This window comes from Mesorhizobium sp. M7D.F.Ca.US.004.01.2.1 (assembly GCF_003997785.1).
GTDB classification, from domain to species: Bacteria; Pseudomonadota; Alphaproteobacteria; order Rhizobiales; family Rhizobiaceae; genus Mesorhizobium; species Mesorhizobium loti.
This window is the reverse complement of record NZ_RZRQ01000124.1, coordinates 1-16,155: the sequence shown is the minus strand read 5'-3', so window position 1 is coordinate 16,155 and position 16,155 is coordinate 1. Positions and strand designations below refer to the sequence as shown.

The following is a 16,155-nucleotide window of genomic DNA, read 5'->3' as shown; positions in this document are numbered from 1 at the left end:
GATAAGAGACTATCCCCTGCGTCAGCAGCAGGCCCAGCACCGCGATGTTGATGGCGAGCGTGATCAAGCGCGCACTGATATCGATGCCCGAAGCCATGCCGGCGCGATCCGGCGACACCGAGCCGGTCGTGGTGTTGGTGGTCGGTGAATTGGTCAGGCCGATGCCGATGCCGGCGATCAGCGTGCCGGGCAGCATGGTCACCCAATTGGCGCCCTCGAGCCCGGACCCTATCCGCATGGCGATAAAGCCGATCCCTAATGTCAGCAGACCGAGCGGGATCGCAACCCGCGCCTGATAGCGCGCGCGCAGGCGCTCGGCGGTCGAGGACATCAGCATCAAAGGAAGCGTGTAGACCAGCAGCAACAGCCCGGTCGTTGTGCTGTCATAGCCCAGAACACCCGAAAAATAGATCGGCAGATAGATGATGAACGGCCAGTAGCTGAAATTCATGCCAATGCCGCCCATGATCGCTCCCGAAAACTGGCGGATGCGGAAGACGGAGAAATCGAACATCGGATAGGGACTGATCTTCTCGGCAAAAAGGAACGCGATGAAGGACAGGACGGCCGCGACAGTCACGCCGATGCGGGCGCCGGACTCGAGATCGGCGCCTTGCGTGATCAGATAAGAGAAGCCGAACACCGCGAACGAGAGCGTCAGGATGCCGGCCCGATCAAGCCTCTGGGCGTTGTGATCGCGTGATTCAGTGACACCTCTGCCGATGAAGACCAGAGCAAGGATCGCCAGCGGCACATGGATGAGGAACACCCATTGCCAACTGGAGAACGCCACGATCAATCCGCCAATAGCGGGCCCGAAACCAAGCCCGATGCCCGAGACGACGCTCCAGGCAACGAAAGCCTTGCCGCGTTCACCCCCATCCTGAAACTGATGGGACAGCACGGCCACGCTGCAGGTGAACATCGCTCCACCCGCGAGCCCTTGCAAAAAGCGGGCAATGATCAGAATTGGAGCGCTCGGTGCGAGGCCGCACAGCAAAGAGGCAAAGCCGAAGGCCATGGTGGTGATGACCATCACCCGTTTGCGGCCGAAACGGTCGGCCAGCGTCCCCGTCGCCATCAACACCGTGGTGCAGGCAATGGTGTAGGCATTCATGATCCACTGCAAATCCTTGAAATCGGCGGCGAGCACGCTTTCCAGTTTCGGAAGGATCACCGGTACGCTGGAGATTTCGAGACCGAACAGCAGCGAGGCAAGGCAGGCCCCCACAAGCGCAACGGTGTTTCGCTCAATTTGAAACCTCATATCGATCACTTTCTATCGGAGTTGCAGGCAATGCTTTTCAAACTGCCGTCGATGAGATAGACCACCCCTGATCATGAAAAAAGGCTATGCATCTCTATTTCAGAGATGACAAAATGGAATACTCGAGATGACCAGTCTTGATGTCGACGCCGTGCGGACCTTCGTCATGGTGGCCGATCTGCAGAGCTTCACCCGGGCGGCGGCGGCGCTGGGCAGTACCCAGGCGACGATCAGCGTCAAGCTGCGCCGGCTTGAAGAAAAGCTCGGCGCACGTTTGATCGAACGAACCCCGCGCCGCGTGAGCCTGTCAGCGAGAGGAGCGATCTTTCTTCCAGCGGCGCGCGAATTCCTTGCCGCCCACGAACGCGCCATCACGGAGTTTTCCGAGGCGCCGTGCCGGCTTGCCCTCGGCTTTGTCGACCATGTCGCGGGGCCCGAGCTTTCCATCCTGATAGCCCAGCTTCATGCCCACGATCCGTCGCTCGCGCTCAACATAAGGATCGATACCAGCTCCTTGCTGGAGGATGCTTTCGATCGCGGCGAACTCGATGCGGTCATTGTGCACCGGGAGAGCGACGGTCGCCGGGGCGAGGCCTTGTCGCGCACCCATTATGGCTGGTTCGCCGCCCCCGCCTTCGAATGGCGACCCGGGACGCCCTTGCGCCTGGCGCTTTTAAGCACCGTATGCAACTGCCCCGACCGCGTGAGAGCGGTCGAGGCGCTTGATAAAGCAGGCATTGCCTGGAATGAGGCTTTCGTCGGCGGTGGCGGCGCGGCCGTCAACATCGCGGTATCGGCCGGTTTTGCTCTATCCGCCCTCGCTTACCGTGTCGCCCCTCCCGGTTTGATCGAGGTTGGCCGCAAATTCAGCCTGCCACCAATTCCCCCTTCCGAGATTGTTCTGCATGCGCGCGCTTTGGCGCCACGGGCACGAGAGGCGCTGAAGATGCTCGCAACCGCTTTTCGCGAGTCCAATTTGCCGACAGGATAGGCACAGGTGTCCCGATCCGATTCTATCGGATCGGGCTCCAAACTTCGGAGGAATGAAATGACCGAGATCACCGTCCGCCCGCTCGCGCGGTCCGACCACGCCGACTGGCGGCGGCTGTGGACCGATTATCTCACCTTCTATGAGACGAAGCTGCCGGAAGAGGTCTACGCCGTCACCTGGAAGCGGCTGTTCACGGCGGGCGAGTTCGAGCCCAAGGGTTTCATCGCCACGCTCGACGGCAAGGCGGTCGGCCTCACCCACTATCTCTACCATCGCTCCGGCTGGTCGGAGCACAACAACTGCTATCTTCAGGACCTGTTCGCCGACCCGGATGTGCGCGGCAAGGGCATTGGTGCAGCACTGATCAAGGCTGTAAAAGAGGAAGCCGCAAAAATCGGCGTCAAGAACGTCTACTGGATGACGCACGAGACCAACACCACCGCGCGCAAGCTCTACGACCATGTGGCGCGCAGGACCGGCTTCATCGAGTATGATCTGCTGTAACTGGCCATGTTCATCCCCTTCTTCCTTGAACTGAAGGCAGCGCGTGTTCCCGTCTCGCTGCGGGAATATCTGTCGCTACTGGAGGGGCTGGAAGCCGGGCTGGTCGACTATGATGTCGAAGGTTTTTACTACCTCGCCCGTGCGGCGCTGGTGAAGGACGAGCGCCATATCGACCGCTTCGACCAGGTGTTTGCGCATGTCTTCAAGGGCATTGAAGCGCTGGGCGGGCCGGATGCCGTCGATGTCACCAACATCCCCGAGGAATGGTTGCGCCGCCTCGCCGAAAAGCACCTGACCGACGAGGAGAAAAAGCTGGTCGAAGCGCTCGGTGGTTTCGAAAAACTGATGGAGACCTTGAAGCAGCGGCTGGAGGAGCAGAAGGGCCGTCACCAGGGCGGCTCGAAATGGATCGGCACCGGCGGCACCTCGCCCTTCGGCGCCTATGGCTACAATCCCGAAGGGGTGCGCATCGGCCAGCATGAAAGCCGCAACCGCCGCGCGGTAAAAGTGTGGGACAAGCGCGAGTTCAGGAATTTCGACGATGCGGTCGAGCTCGGCACGCGTAACATCAAGATCGCGCTGAAGCGTCTGCGCCGCTGGGTGCGCGAGGGCGCCGAGGAGGAGTTCGACTTGCCCGGCACCATCCACGCCACGGCCGAACATGGCTATCTCGACGTGCAGACGCGGCCCGAACGGCGCAATGCGGTGAAGCTTCTGATGTTCTTCGATGTCGGCGGCTCGATGGACGACCATATCAAGAGTGTCGAGGAGCTATTTTCGGCTGCGCGAGCCGAATTCCGCCAGCTTGAATATTTCTATTTCCACAACTGCCTCTATGAGGGCGTGTGGAAGGACAATCGCCGCCGCCATGCCGCGACAATCCCCACCTTCGACCTGCTCCACAAATATGGGCCGGACTACAAGGTGATCGTCGTCGGCGACGCCTCGATGAGCCCATACGAGATCGCGCACCCCGGCGGCTCGGTCGAACACTGGAATCCGGAGGCAGGCAGCGTCTGGCTCGGCCGCCTGCTGCAGCAATGGCCGAACGCGGTATGGCTCAACCCCGAAAACCCCGGGAATTGGAGCTTTACCCACTCGATCGCGATGATCCGCGACATCTTCGGCGGCCGCATGTTTCCGCTGACTTTGGCCGGGCTGGAAAGCGCGACGAAGCAGCTTTCGAGGAAGCATTGAATGGACCGGCAAGAAACCTGCTTTCTCTGCCTGCAATGCGGCGTCCAGTTCGCGGCAACAGAGACGCCGCCGGAACACTGTCCGATCTGCGAGGACGAGCGCCAATATGTGCGCTGGGAGGGGCAGGCCTGGATCACGCCGCAGGAACTCGCTGGCGAGCACCAGCTTGTGATGAAGGACGACGCCGGCGTACTCGCCTTCGGCATCGAGCCGCGCTTCGCCATCGGCCAGCGGGCGCTGCTGGCGCAGACGCCGCACGGCAATGTGCTGTGGGATTGCATCTCGATGGTCAGCGACGAGGCGGTGACCGAGATCAACCGCCGCGGTGGCCTGGCGGCGATCGCCATCTCACACTGCCACTATTATTCGGTGATGGTCGAGTGGAGCGAGGCGTTTGACGGCGTGCCGATCTATCTCCACGCCGACGACCGCCAGTGGATCATGCGGCCGCACAAGGCGATCGTTAGTTGGGAGGGCGAGACGCTGGCCATAAACCCTTCGCTGACGCTCATCCGCTGTGGCGGCCACTTTGCCGGTGGCCAGGTGCTGCATTGGAAGCGCGATGGCGGCAACGCCCTCATGTCCGGCGACATCCTGCAAGTAACGCCGACGCGTCGCCATGTCAGCTTCATGTACAGCTACCCGAACCAGATCCCGCTCAACGCAGCCGCGATACGCCGCATCGCCGCCGCGCTGGAGCCATTCGCGTTCGATGACATATTTGGCGCATGGTGGGACCAGAACATCATCGGCGGGGCAAAACCGGCCTTGTCTGCCTCAGTCGATCGCTATCTCGCGGCAATCGCATGACAACCCGATCGAAAATGCGGGCAATGCCGTAACAAATGCCTATCTTGGTGCGAATATGAGGTTGAAATCAACAACGAGCCGGCAAGGCTGAGGAGATCAAATGGACACCCACACCTACCCCGTAACCCGCACCGACGCCGAATGGCGCGCCCGGCTGACGCCGGAGCAATATGCGGTCATGCGTGGCCACGGCACCGAGCGGCCGGGAAGCTGCGCTTTGCTCTACGAGAAGCGCGCCGGCACATTTTCCTGCGTCGGCTGCGACCAGCCCTTGTTTGAATCCAAGCTGAAGTTCGAGAGCGGTACCGGCTGGCCGAGCTTCAACGATCCGGTGCCGGGTTCGGTCGAAAACACCGTCGACCGCAGCTACGGCATGGTCCGCACCGAATGCCATTGCGCCAGCTGCGGCAGCCATCTCGGCCACGTCTTCGAGGACGGCCCGCCGCCGACCGGCCTGCGCTATTGCATCAACGGCGTGGCACTGAAATTCGAGCCGGCGGCTTGAGCCAAAATTCGATTGGCAGCTGCGGCTGCCCTTTTCATTGCCCAGGCGGGAAACCCGGCGAACGCGATGGGCACCCGTGTCCGCGCTCTCAGACCACGACCGTCAAGATTAGCCATAATGTGGCGCCGAGCGTCATCAGCGAGGCCTTGGCGCCACTGACCTTTTCCGTGGTTCGCCATACGGCAAAGGTCAGAAAGATGTTGTAGGGCACCGGCGCGAAATGCACCGCCAGAACCACCGCGAGCGGCAGCTTCAGTCCGAGCAGGATGATCGCGGCCACCAAAGATGCGACGTTGAACGCCGTGCCGACAAGAACAAGGTCGCGCCAGAACAGCCGGTCGAGCGGCACCAGGCCTTGCCAGCGCGCGCGAAAAAAGCTCCGGCTTGCGGTGTCGCTTTCGTCTTCGGGACGTTTTGAAACACTCATCGACGCGACCTTCTCCTCGGCTGCCGCAGAGATTTCAAACGCAGCAAACTGTCAACGCCAGGCGATGATGGACCTGTATCGCCAGATGATCCGACCCGTTGTCATCAAACGGTCGCGAAACCTTTCTACGCCGCCCTTGTCGATACACTTTGCCAAGCGGCGACGTCCCGATGGAATTTGTCGCCCAATCATCCAGTCGCCTGCCAGGGAGGTCTTGAGATGAGCGACAATTTCTACAATGTGCTGTTTCTGTGCAACGCCAATTCGGCGCGATCCATTATGGGGGAAGCGATCCTCAACCGGATCGGCGCCGGCAAGTTCAAGGCCTTTTCCGCTGGTTCGCAGCCGAAGGGCACTGTCAATCCCCACGCACTTCAACTGCTGGAAACTCTCAACTTCGACACTGGCTTCGCCCGCTCGAAAAGCTGGGACGAATTCGCCGCGGCCGATGCGCCGCAAATGAACTTTGTCTTCACCGTCTGCGACAACACCGCGAACGAGGCCTGTCCCATATGGCCAGGCCATCCGATGACGGCACTGTGGGCGATACCGGACCCGGCCAAGGCCCACGGCACCGACGCCGAAATGCATCTCGCCTTCGCCGATGCCTATCGCATGCTCAACAATCGCATCTCGCTGTTCGTCAATCTGCCGGTGGACACGCTCGACCAACTGACGCTGCAGCACCATCTGGACGAGATCGGCCGGGACACCCAGAAGCCAAATTAGAGCAATTCCAGGAAAAGTGTGAAGCGGTCTTCCCGGGAGAAGCGCATAGCGCTTTCCCTTGGGAATTGTGTCAAAACAAAGAGATAGAGCGGCAGGCCATCGGATTCACGAACCGCCGTCGCCGGCATTGCCAAGAACCTCGGTCACCGCACGTTCGATGCGCGAGCATTCGGTCACCAGCCAGTCGGTCATCGCTGGCCAATTGTCCTCGGCATAACAGTTCACCCGCCACATCGAATTGATGCCGAGGCCCTCGCAACTCTGTTCGGGCCTGAGCTCCAGCCTGGCTTCGATCGCCGGTTGGAACGGTTTCAACCGCGACCAGGCTTGCGTGGCGCCGAACTTCTCGTTGCGGCCAAAGAAGACGCCGACATGGTTCTGCGCCGGCGCGACATACATGGAAAGGACCAATGCGAAGTCGGGCAGCCCGCGCTGCCAGAACCAGGGTCCGCGCCTCGCCATCAGAGCCCTTTCTTCCGAATGCCGCTCAGCGAACAGCGTCCAGAAGCCGCGCTGGCGGAACTCAGAGGCGCGACGGGCACCGAAGTCGAATTCGCTCATGGCTCAAACCGTATCTCCGGCAACCGCGTCGGTGCCGGGGCCGGCTAGTCTTACACCATGCCGAGTGCGGCCTTGTACAGATCGAGGATGGTTTCCTCTTCCTGCCGCTCGGCCTGGTCCTTCTTGCGCAGCCGGATGATCGTGCGCATCGCCTTGGTGTCGAAGCCGGTGCCCTTGGCCTCGGCGAACACTTCCTTGATATCGTCGGAAATGGTCTTCTTCTCTTCCTCGAGCCGCTCTATGCGCTCGATGAAGGCACGCAGCTGGCCGGCGGCAACAGTCTGGCTGGTCTCGGTGATATCGTCGGCCATGTTTTTCTCCAAAAAAATCGGTTCTGCGCCGCGACTCGGAATGCATGCAGCGGCGAATTGAGCGGGCTCGATGCCCGACCGGGGGCGGCGGGTCAAGCCGTTATCGAACAGCTAGCCAAGGGCTGCCGACAGAAGCCGACAGCCATCTCGCCGACATGGACCTGGGCATGTCGAGATTCAGGTCAGGCCGAGCCGAGAATGGTGGCTTCCGAGAACCGGAGCGGAGCGTACTTAAAGTACGTGAGCACCGGAAGCGCAGGAAGCCGCTATTCGCAGGCCGGCCTCACCTGAATATCGACATGCCCTAGCTGAAGGCGATCAACAAATCCTTGGCATCGATCTGGTCGCCGGCCTTGACCAGCACCTCGGCGACCGTGCCGTCGCGCTCGGCATGCAGCGCCGTCTCCATCTTCATCGCTTCGATGGAAAGCAGCACGTCGCCGGCCTTCACAGCCTGGCCGGCAGCCACTGAAAGCGCCGAGACGACGCCCGGCATGGGTGCGCCGACATGCGCCTCGTTGCCAGGCTCGGCCTTGCGGCGGGCCTTGGCGGCGGACGCGCCATGCGCCCTGTCGGGCACTTTCACGCGGCGCGGCTGGCCATTGAGCTCGAAGAACACGGTGACCATGCCCTTCTCATCGACATCGCCGATTGCAAGGCAGCGCACCACCAGCGTCTTGCCCTTCTCGATGTCGACGAAGATCTCGTCTTCCGGCCTCATACCGTAGAAATAGGTCGGCGTCGGCAGGACGCTGACCGGCCCGTAGGTCTCCTGCGCGCCGGCGAAATCCGTGAACACCTTCGGATACATTAGCCACGAGGCGAATTCGAACTCCGAAAGCTTGCGCTCGAGCTTCTCCTCGATCTCCTTGCGGCTGGCCTTGAGGTCGGCCGGCTTGAGCAGCGAACCGGGCCGCACCGTGATCGGCTTGTCGCCCTTCAGCGCCTTCTTCTGCAGCGCCGCCGGCCAACCGCCTGGCGACTGGCCGAGATCGCCGCGCAGCATCGAGACGACCGAGTCCGGGAAGGCGATATCCCTGTCGGGATTTTCGACATCGGCGACGGTCAGGTCCTGGCTGACCATCATCAACGCCATGTCACCGACGACCTTGGACGACGGCGTCACCTTGACGATGTCGCCGAACATCAGGTTGACGTCGTGATAGGTCTGCGCCACTTCGTGCCAGCGCGTTTCCAGCCCGAGCGAACGCGCCTGCTCCTTGAGGTTGGTGAACTGCCCGCCCGGCATTTCGTGCAGATAGACTTCCGACGCGGGCCCCTTGAGGTCGCTTTCGAAGGCGGCGTACTGGTTGCGCACCGCCTCCCAGTAAAACGAGATGTTGCGGATCCATTGCGGGTCGAGGCCCGGGTCGCGTTCGGTGCCCTTCAGTGCCTCGACGATAGAGCCGAGACATGGCTGCGAGGTGTTGCCCGACAGCGAATCCATCGCCGCGTCGATGGCATCGACGCCACTGTCGACCGCCGCCAGCACCGTCGCCGCCGACAGGCCTGACGTGTCGTGGGTGTGGAAATGGATCGGCAGGTCGGTCGCTTCGCGCAGCGCCTTGAACAGCACGCGTGCCGCCGCTGGCTTCAACAGCCCGGCCATGTCCTTGACGGCGATGATGTGGGCGCCGGCCGCCTGCAATTCCCTGGCCAGGCCGACATAGTATTTGAGGTCGTACTTCGCCCGCGCCGGATCGAGGATATCGCCGGTGTAGCAGATCGCCGCCTCGATCAGCTTGCCCTCGGCGCCGACCGCATCCATGGCGACGCGCATGTTCTCGACCCAGTTCAGGCAGTCGAACACCCGGAACAGGTCGATGCCGCCGGCAGCTGCCTGCTTGACGAAATGCTGCACGACATTGTCGGGATAGTTGGTGTAGCCGACACCGTTGGCGCCGCGCAGCAGCATCTGCAGCAGGAGATTGGGCGCGGCCTCGCGCACCAGCGACAGCCGCTCCCATGGATCCTCGGTGAGGAAGCGCATGGCGACGTCGAAGGTGGCGCCGCCCCAGCATTCGAGCGACAGAAGCTGCGGCAGGGCACGCGCATAGGTGCCGGCGATGCCGGCAATGTCATGCGTGCGCATGCGCGTCGCCAGCAGCGATTGATGGCCGTCGCGCATCGTCGTGTCGGTGACCAGCACCTCTTTCTGATCGCGCATCCAGGCGGCGAATTTCTCCGGTCCGAGCACATCGAGCTTCTGCTTGCTTCCGCCGGGCACATTGCCGTTGAGGTAGGGCACCACGGGTGCGGCCGCATCGGCCTTCGGCTGCGGCCGGCCGCGCGTCTCGGGATGACCGTTGACCGACACGTCGGCCAGGTAGTTGATGAGCTTGGTCGCACGGTCCTGCCGCTTGACCTGCTGGAACAGCTCCGGCGTCGTGTCGATGAACTTGGTCGTGTAGGAATTGTCTGCGAAGCTCGGATGGTTGATGATCGCTTCGAGGAAGGTCAAATTGGTGGCGACGCCGCGGATGCGGAATTCGCGCAACGCCCGGTTCATGCGGGCGATGGTCTCGGCCGGCGTCGGCGCCCATGCCGTCACCTTCTCCAGCAGCGGATCGTAGAAGCGGGTGATGACCGCGCCCGAATAGGCGGTGCCGCCGTCGAGGCGGATGCCGAAACCGGTGGCGCCGCGATAGGCGGTGATGCGGCCGTAATCCGGGATGAAATTGTGCTCAGGATCTTCGGTGGTGATGCGGCACTGCAAGGCGTGGCCGTTCAGCCTTATGTCCTTCTGTGCCGGCACGCCCGATTCCGGCGTGCCGATGGCAAAGCCGTCGAGGATATGTATCTGCGCCTTGACGATGTCGATGCCGGTCACCTGCTCGGTGACGGTGTGCTCGACCTGGATGCGCGGGTTGACCTCGATGAAGTAGAATTTGCCGGTGTCTGCGTCCTGCAGGAACTCGACCGTGCCGGCGCCGATATAGCTGGTCTCGCGGGCGATCTTCAGCGCATGGCCGCAGAGCTCCTCGCGCTGCGACATTTCGAGATAGGGCGCCGGCGCCCGCTCGACGACCTTCTGGTTGCGGCGCTGGATCGAGCAGTCGCGCTCGAACAGGTGCACGGCATTGCCATGCGTGTCGCCAAGCACCTGCACCTCGACATGGCGGGCGCGCTCGATCAGCTTTTCGAGATAGACCTCGTCCTTGCCGAAAGCGGCTTTCGCCTCGCGCTTGCCTTCCGTGACTTCACGGGCAAGGTCGGCTTCGGCGCGGATGGCGCGCATGCCGCGGCCGCCGCCGCCCCATGATGCCTTCAACATCACCGGATAGCCGATCTCCTTGGCCAGTTTCTTGACCGCATCCATGTCGTCCGGCAACGGATCGGTGGCGGGGATCACCGGCACGCCGACTTCGATGGCGAGATTGCGCGCGGCGACCTTGTTGCCGAGCCGCCGCATCGTGTCCGGCTTCGGCCCGATGAAGGTGATGCCGGCCTCGGCACAGGCGTCGGCGAATTCGGGGCTTTCCGACAACAGCCCGTAGCCGGGATGAATGGCATCGGCGCCCGAAAGCCTGGCGACTCGGATCACCTCCTCGATCGACAGATAGCTTTCGATCGGTCCCATGTCCCGGGTCAGATGCGGCCCGCGTCCGACCTGGTAGCTCTCGTCGGCCTTGAAGCGGTGCAGGGAGTACTTGTCCTCCTCTGCCCAGATCGCCACGGTTTTGAGGCCGAGTTCGTTGGCCGCGCGAAAGACGCGAATGGCGATTTCGGACCGGTTGGCGACGAGGATCTTCGTGATGGCCAAGGACTGGGCTCCAGCAACGGAAGGAAGAGAAATCGGCGCAATGATTAGCGTGAAAATGCTGCAGTGCAAACAAAATTGACGCGCGTTTAAACCGATTGAAATAGAATCTTTGCGCCAAACCCCTTCGCATTCATCCCGACGCGCAAAGAGAAACGCTGGCATTGCGGTCAACGCACGATCATTCCCCGGCTAAAGGCCTGGCTGTATCGATCGCCCGCTCCTGCGGAAGCAAACGCGGCTCAAAAGAAAAATGCCCGGCGCGAGGCGCCGGGCATCTGTAAAATCTGGAGACTGACGAGCTTACATCTTCTGGATGTAGGTGTACTTGCCGTCGTCGCCCTTCTTCCATTCGTAGATGACGTAGCCGGGCAGCGTCGGGTCGCCCTTGGCGTCATAGGACAGGTCGCCGAGCACGGTCTTGAAGGGGCCGTTTTCATGCAGCGCCTTGGCAACTGCCTGCGGGTCGTTCGACTTGGCAGCGGTCGCTGCTTCCGAGATCGCCTGCACGGCGGCGTAAGCGTAGAGCGTATAGGCTTCCGGCTCGAAGCCCTGCGCGCGGAACTTCTCGACGAGTTCCTTGTTGGCGGGGATCAGGCGCGGATCCGGGCCGAACGTGTTGAGCGTGCCCGCAACCGCGTCGCCCGCGATCGAAGCCAGCTCGTTCGACACGATGCCGTCGCCGGAAACCAGCGTCGCCTTGAGGCCCTGGTCGGCCGCCTGACGAATGATCAGGCCGGCTTCGGTGTGCAGGCCGCCCCAATAGATGATGGTAACGCCGGCTTCCTTCATCTTGGCGATCAGTGCCGAGAAGTCCTTGTCGCCGACATTGATGCCTTCATACATGACTTCCGTCAGGCCCTTGGCGTTCATCGCCTTCTTGGTCTCGTCGGCAAGGCCCTGGCCGTAGGTGGTCTTGTCGTGAACGACGGCGATCTTGGCGTCCTTGAAGTTCGCGGCGAGATAAGCGCCGGCGATGCTGCCCTGCTGGTCATCGCGTCCGCAGGTGCGGAACACGTTCCACAGGCCACGTTCGGTGAACTGAGGGTTGGTCGCGGCCGGCGTCACTTCGACGATGCCGTTTTCCGCATAGACTTCCGATGCCGGGATCGAGACGCCCGAGTTGAAGTGGCCGACCACGAACTTGACGCCGTCGCCGACGAACTTGTTGGCGACCGAGATGCCCTGCTTCGGATCGGAGACGTCGTCGCCGACTTCGAGCTTGATCTGCTCGCCGTTGATGCCGCCCTTGGCATTGATGTCGGCGACAGCCGCTTCCGCACCCTTCTGAAGCTGTGCGCCGAAGGCGGCGTTCGGACCGGTGATCGGGCCGGCAACGCCGACCATGACGTCAGCCCACGCGGCGCCACCGAACGCGACAAGCGCGGTCAGGGCGACGGCGGACAAAAGTGACTTTTTCATTTAAACGCTCCCATTTACGGAGTGGGCGTGGATGAAGCTTTCATGCGATGCCCACCCTTATCGCAGAAAGCATAGTTTGCCGATTTTCAGGCACTTGTCACGCCGATTCAATTCCGAGGCGGCGTTAATGATGAACGTCAACCTTTCGGTTTCCAGCTCAAGATTGAAGCTCTTTCGTAGAGCCAATTATACTGTGTCACCATCTGGTTGGTGCGCGTGTATTGATAGCCGATGAAGCCGAGGATCATCAGCACGATGGTGTCGACGATGTAGTAGTGCAGCGAGAACATCGTGCCGCCGAACAGCGCGTGATGGATGAAGCGGATGCCGATGCCGAGACCCAGCATGTAGGCGAACAGGTGGATGAAGCTGCGCCATGTCTGGGCGCTGGCCTTGCCGGTCATCCAGGCCGCCCAGCCGCCGAGCAGACAGGTGACGAAGAAGAACTGCCAGATCGACGGCTCCTCGTAGAGAATGCCCTGCATGGTGAAGTCTCCTTAGCATGATCCCGAAAAGTTGCAGACTTTTCGGACAAAGATCATGCGACAAACAAACAACTTGGAACGGAATACCGCATGCACACATTCCGCTCCAAACTCAGTGATGTCCGCCTTCAAGATAGGCGGCGCGCACTTCCGGATTGGCGAGCAGCTCCTTGCCGGTGCCGCTCATCGTCACATTGCCGTTGACCATGACATAGCCGCGCGTGGCGAGCTTGAGCGCGCCGAAGGCGTTCTGCTCGACCAGGAACACGGTCAGCCCCTGCGTGCGGTTCAGTTCGCGGATGGCGTCGAAGATCTGCTTGACGATCAGCGGCGCCAGACCCAGCGACGGTTCGTCGAGCAAAAGCAGCTTCGGCCGCGCCATCAGCGCACGTCCGATCGACAGCATCTGCTGCTCGCCGCCCGACAGCGTGCCGCCGCGCTGGGCGATACGCTCCTTCAGCCGCGGAAACAGCGTGAACACCTTCTCGACGTCCTCGTCATAGTGCTTGAGGTTGTCGAGGCTGGCGCCCATCTGCAGGTTTTCCATCACCGTCATGCGCGGAAAGATGCGCCGGCCCTCGGGCGACTGGGCAATGCGCATGCGGGCGATCTCGTGCGTCGGCATCTGGGTGATGTCGGTGCCGGCAAAGGTGATGGTGCCGGCTCGAGCGCGCGGCGCGCCGAAAATGGTCATCATCAGCGTCGACTTGCCGGCGCCATTGGCGCCGATCAGCGCCACGATCTCACCCTGCTTGACCGTGACATCGACACCGTTCAACGCCCGGATGTTGCCGTAGTAGGTCTGCACGCCCTTGATATCGAGCAGCGTTGTCGCGGCCATCACTTGCCCCCTCCACGCTTGCCCGCCACAGGCTTGGCGGCAGCAGTCTTTCCCGAAGCCGCATTTGCAGTCTTTCCGGAAGTATGGCTGGTCGCCACTTTGCCCGCATCGACCCGGCGCGAGAATTCCGTGTCCTTGCCCTGACCGAGCAGCTTGGCCTGCTTGACCCATTCCTCGCGCGCGATGCGTCCGTCAAAGGCGAGATAGGCTTCGGCGGCCTCGACGTCGGCCTTTTTCCAGGCGCCAATCTGGTCGAAGTGGAAGATGCCGTGATCGTTAAGCTTCTTCTCGTTGACCGTACCGATACCCTTGATGCGGGTCAGGTTGTCAGCCTTGCCGCCGCGAGGCGCCGCCAGACGGTTGGAGATTCCGCCAGCCGTCGCCGCAGGGGCCTTCGCCACAGGGGCCTTGGCTGCCGGCTTGGCCGGCGCAGTCGACTTCGCCGCCGTCCCGGTGGTGGCCTTTGACGCCGCTTTCGGAGCAGGCTTTGCCTTCGCCGCCGGAGCAGACTTCTCGGCCGCCAGCGAGGTAGCCTTGTTTGCTGCGGCGAGCGATCTCGCGTCGACCTGACCGGCCTTTGACGCACCCCTCGCCACCGTAACCCGCTCGCCTGAACTGTGACCGACCGTGTCGGTCACAGGCCCGGCGAGATACGAAGACGACGTCCCCGGACCATGCGCGGCATCTGGCCCCGTATCGAGCTGTTCGATGACGTCTTCGTCGCCGACTTCGGTAAGGACCGCCTCGACTTCCTCGTCGTCGACGCCAAGATAGGCGGCGATGACGCGCGGGTCGGTGCGTACCGATTGCGGACTGCCGTCGGAGATCTTGCGGCCATATTCCAGCACCACGACATGGTCGGAGATCTGCATGACCACCGACATGTCATGCTCGATCAACAGGATCGAGGTGCCTGATGTCTTCTTGATATCGATCAGCAGTTCGTTGAGCGCCGCCGATTCCTTCGGGTTGAGGCCGGCCGCCGGCTCGTCGAGGCACAGAAGCTCCGGCCCCGTGCACATGGCGCGGGCGATCTCGAGACGCCGCTGCGCGCCATAGGGCAGATCGCCGGCCGGATCGTCGGCTCGATCGACGAGGTCGGCCTTCTCCAGCCAGTGCTTGGCAAGCTCTACCGATTCGGCCGAGGCCTTGCGGTAACCGCTGAAGCCGAACAGGCCCAGGATCGTATAGCCCGATGCCTTCATCAACTTGTTGTGCTGGGCAACCAGCAGGTTCTCCAGCAGCGTCATGCCCGAGAACAGGCGAATGTTCTGGAAGGTGCGCGCTACCTTGGCGCGCGCCGGGATCTCATGGTTGGGCAGACGTTCGAGCAAATAGCTCGTACCGTCGTTCCGGTTGAGCGTGATCATGCCTTCCGACGGCTTGTAGAAGCCGGTGATGCAGTTGAACACGGTGGTCTTGCCGGCACCGTTGGGGCCGATCAGCGCGGTGATCTCGCCGCGCCTGGCGGCGAAGGACAGGTCGCCGATGGCCACCAGGCCGCCGAACTTCATCGACAGATGATCGACCTGCAGGATGGCCTCGCTCATGGGTGTGCTCGCATTCATCAGCCGTGGCCCTCCTTGGTGAAGGAACCTGAGACAGCCCTTCGCTCCTTGAGGAAGGCGGTTGGTTCACGACTGCCGACGAAGCCGCGCGGCTTCCACAGCATGACGATTACCATGGCCATGCCGAACAGAAGCATGCGGTAGAGTTCCGGCGTGAAGTCTGGCCCAAAGATCTGCTTGAGGAAGTCGAGTTCGCGCAGCGCCTCGGTGCCGCCGATCATCACCATCGCGGCAACGGCGATACCGACCAGCGAACCCATGCCGCCGAGCACGACGATCGCCAGGATGATGGCCGATTCCAGGAAGACGAAGGATTCCGGGCTGACGAAGCCTTGCCGCGCGGCAAAGAAAGAGCCGGCGAAGCCGCCGAACATGGCGCCTGTGGCAAAAGCCGTGAGCTTGGTCGTCGTCGTATTGATGCCCAGCGACCGGCAGGCGATCTCATCCTCACGCAACGCTTCCCAGGCACGGCCGACCGGCAGACGCCGCAGCCTGATGGTGACGAAGGCGGTGAGCAGGCACAGGCCTAGGATCAGATAATAGAGGAAAATCTTGTAGTAGGCGCCCGACTGGGCGATGTGCAGCACCTTGGCGATGTAGTTCGGGTCTGACACGTTGAACGACATCAGTCCGAAGAAGCTGACCTTGGGAATGCCGGAAATGCCGGCCGATCCGTTGGTGACCTCGCGCCAGTTGATGAGGACCAGGCGGATGATCTCGCCGAAAGCCAGCGTCACGATCGCCAGATAGTCGCCGCGCAGGCGCAGCACCGGGAAG

15 protein-coding genes and 1 pseudogene are annotated in these 16,155 nt (G+C 62.0%); 6 read left to right on the top strand and 10 right to left on the bottom strand.

What is annotated here, in order from left to right; all coding sequences use genetic code 11:
• Positions 1 to 1,267: MFS transporter (locus EN993_RS18095; RefSeq protein ID WP_245468889.1), on the bottom strand; the 1,267-nt coding region annotated here is incomplete at its 3' end.
• Between the two features lie 127 nt (positions 1,268 to 1,394).
• Here EN993_RS18095 and EN993_RS18090 point away from each other — a divergent pair.
• The 5 genes from EN993_RS18090 to msrB all read left to right on the top strand — a co-directional run bounded on the left by EN993_RS18090 (position 1,395) and on the right by msrB (position 5,274).
• Entirely contained in the window at positions 1,395 to 2,258 is an 864-nt protein-coding gene (locus tag EN993_RS18090; protein WP_109664645.1) for a LysR family transcriptional regulator, read from the top strand.
• 57 nt (positions 2,259 to 2,315) lie between these two features.
• Entirely contained in the window at positions 2,316 to 2,762 is a 447-nt protein-coding gene (locus tag EN993_RS18085) for a GNAT family N-acetyltransferase (RefSeq protein WP_109664640.1), read from the top strand.
• A gap of 6 nt (positions 2,763 to 2,768) precedes the next feature.
• A complete protein-coding gene (locus EN993_RS18080; protein WP_127264466.1) occupies positions 2,769 to 3,959 on the top strand; it encodes a VWA domain-containing protein in 1,191 nt (396 codons plus the stop codon).
• Entirely contained in the window at positions 3,960 to 4,769 is an 810-nt protein-coding gene (locus tag EN993_RS18075; protein WP_127264465.1) for an MBL fold metallo-hydrolase, read from the top strand. It begins immediately after the preceding gene.
• Positions 4,770 to 4,869: 100 nt separating this feature from the next.
• Complete coding sequence (gene msrB, locus EN993_RS18070; RefSeq protein ID WP_127264464.1) at positions 4,870 to 5,274, top strand: peptide-methionine (R)-S-oxide reductase MsrB; 405 nt, start codon at positions 4,870 to 4,872, stop codon at positions 5,272 to 5,274.
• Between the two features lie 88 nt (positions 5,275 to 5,362).
• Here the strand turns inward: msrB and EN993_RS18065 are convergent, their stop codons facing one another.
• On the bottom strand, positions 5,363 to 5,701 hold the full coding sequence (locus tag EN993_RS18065; RefSeq protein ID WP_109664626.1) for a hypothetical protein: 339 nt from the start codon (positions 5,699 to 5,701) through the stop codon (positions 5,363 to 5,365).
• Positions 5,702 to 5,920: 219 nt separating this feature from the next.
• Here EN993_RS18065 and EN993_RS18060 point away from each other — a divergent pair, with 219 nt between their 5' ends.
• Complete coding sequence (locus EN993_RS18060) at positions 5,921 to 6,430, top strand: arsenate reductase ArsC (protein ID WP_109664621.1); 510 nt, start codon at positions 5,921 to 5,923, stop codon at positions 6,428 to 6,430.
• Positions 6,431 to 6,535: 105 nt separating this feature from the next.
• Here EN993_RS18060 and EN993_RS18055 read toward each other — a convergent pair whose 3' ends face one another.
• The 8 genes and pseudogenes from EN993_RS18055 to EN993_RS18020 form a co-directional block, all read right to left on the bottom strand.
• The gene (locus tag EN993_RS18055) at positions 6,536 to 6,991 is read right to left on the bottom strand and encodes a hypothetical protein (RefSeq protein WP_109664618.1); all 456 of its coding nucleotides are present in this window, start codon (positions 6,989 to 6,991) and stop codon (positions 6,536 to 6,538) included.
• 50 nt (positions 6,992 to 7,041) lie between these two features.
• Positions 7,042 to 7,302 carry a DUF2312 domain-containing protein gene (locus tag EN993_RS18050; RefSeq protein ID WP_027027312.1) on the bottom strand — a complete coding sequence of 87 codons (261 nt, stop codon included), beginning with the start codon at positions 7,300 to 7,302 and terminating at the stop codon, positions 7,042 to 7,044.
• 304 nt (positions 7,303 to 7,606) lie between these two features.
• Positions 7,607 to 11,065, bottom strand: coding sequence for a pyruvate carboxylase (pyc, locus tag EN993_RS18045; RefSeq protein ID WP_127264463.1), 3,459 nt, complete (start codon positions 11,063 to 11,065; stop codon positions 7,607 to 7,609).
• A 300-nt stretch (positions 11,066 to 11,365) separates the two neighbouring features.
• Positions 11,366 to 12,484 (bottom strand): branched-chain amino acid ABC transporter substrate-binding protein, encoded by a 1,119-nt coding sequence (locus tag EN993_RS18040; protein WP_109664608.1) that lies wholly within the window; start codon positions 12,482 to 12,484, stop codon positions 11,366 to 11,368.
• Between the two features lie 137 nt (positions 12,485 to 12,621).
• Positions 12,622 to 12,969: a DUF6867 family protein gene (locus tag EN993_RS18035; RefSeq protein WP_109664604.1), complete on the bottom strand. Its 348-nt coding sequence runs from the start codon at positions 12,967 to 12,969 to the stop codon at positions 12,622 to 12,624.
• Between the two features lie 112 nt (positions 12,970 to 13,081).
• Positions 13,082 to 13,810 (bottom strand): ABC transporter ATP-binding protein, encoded by a 729-nt coding sequence (locus tag EN993_RS18030; RefSeq protein WP_109664599.1) that lies wholly within the window; start codon positions 13,808 to 13,810, stop codon positions 13,082 to 13,084.
• A complete protein-coding gene (locus EN993_RS18025; RefSeq protein ID WP_109664595.1) occupies positions 13,810 to 15,378 on the bottom strand; it encodes an ATP-binding cassette domain-containing protein in 1,569 nt (522 codons plus the stop codon). Before EN993_RS18025 ends, EN993_RS18030 begins: the two co-directional genes overlap by 1 nt.
• A pseudogene (locus EN993_RS18020) lies at positions 15,378 to 16,155 on the bottom strand (branched-chain amino acid ABC transporter permease); the annotation flags it as partial. The gene EN993_RS18025 and the pseudogene EN993_RS18020, both read right to left, overlap by 1 nt.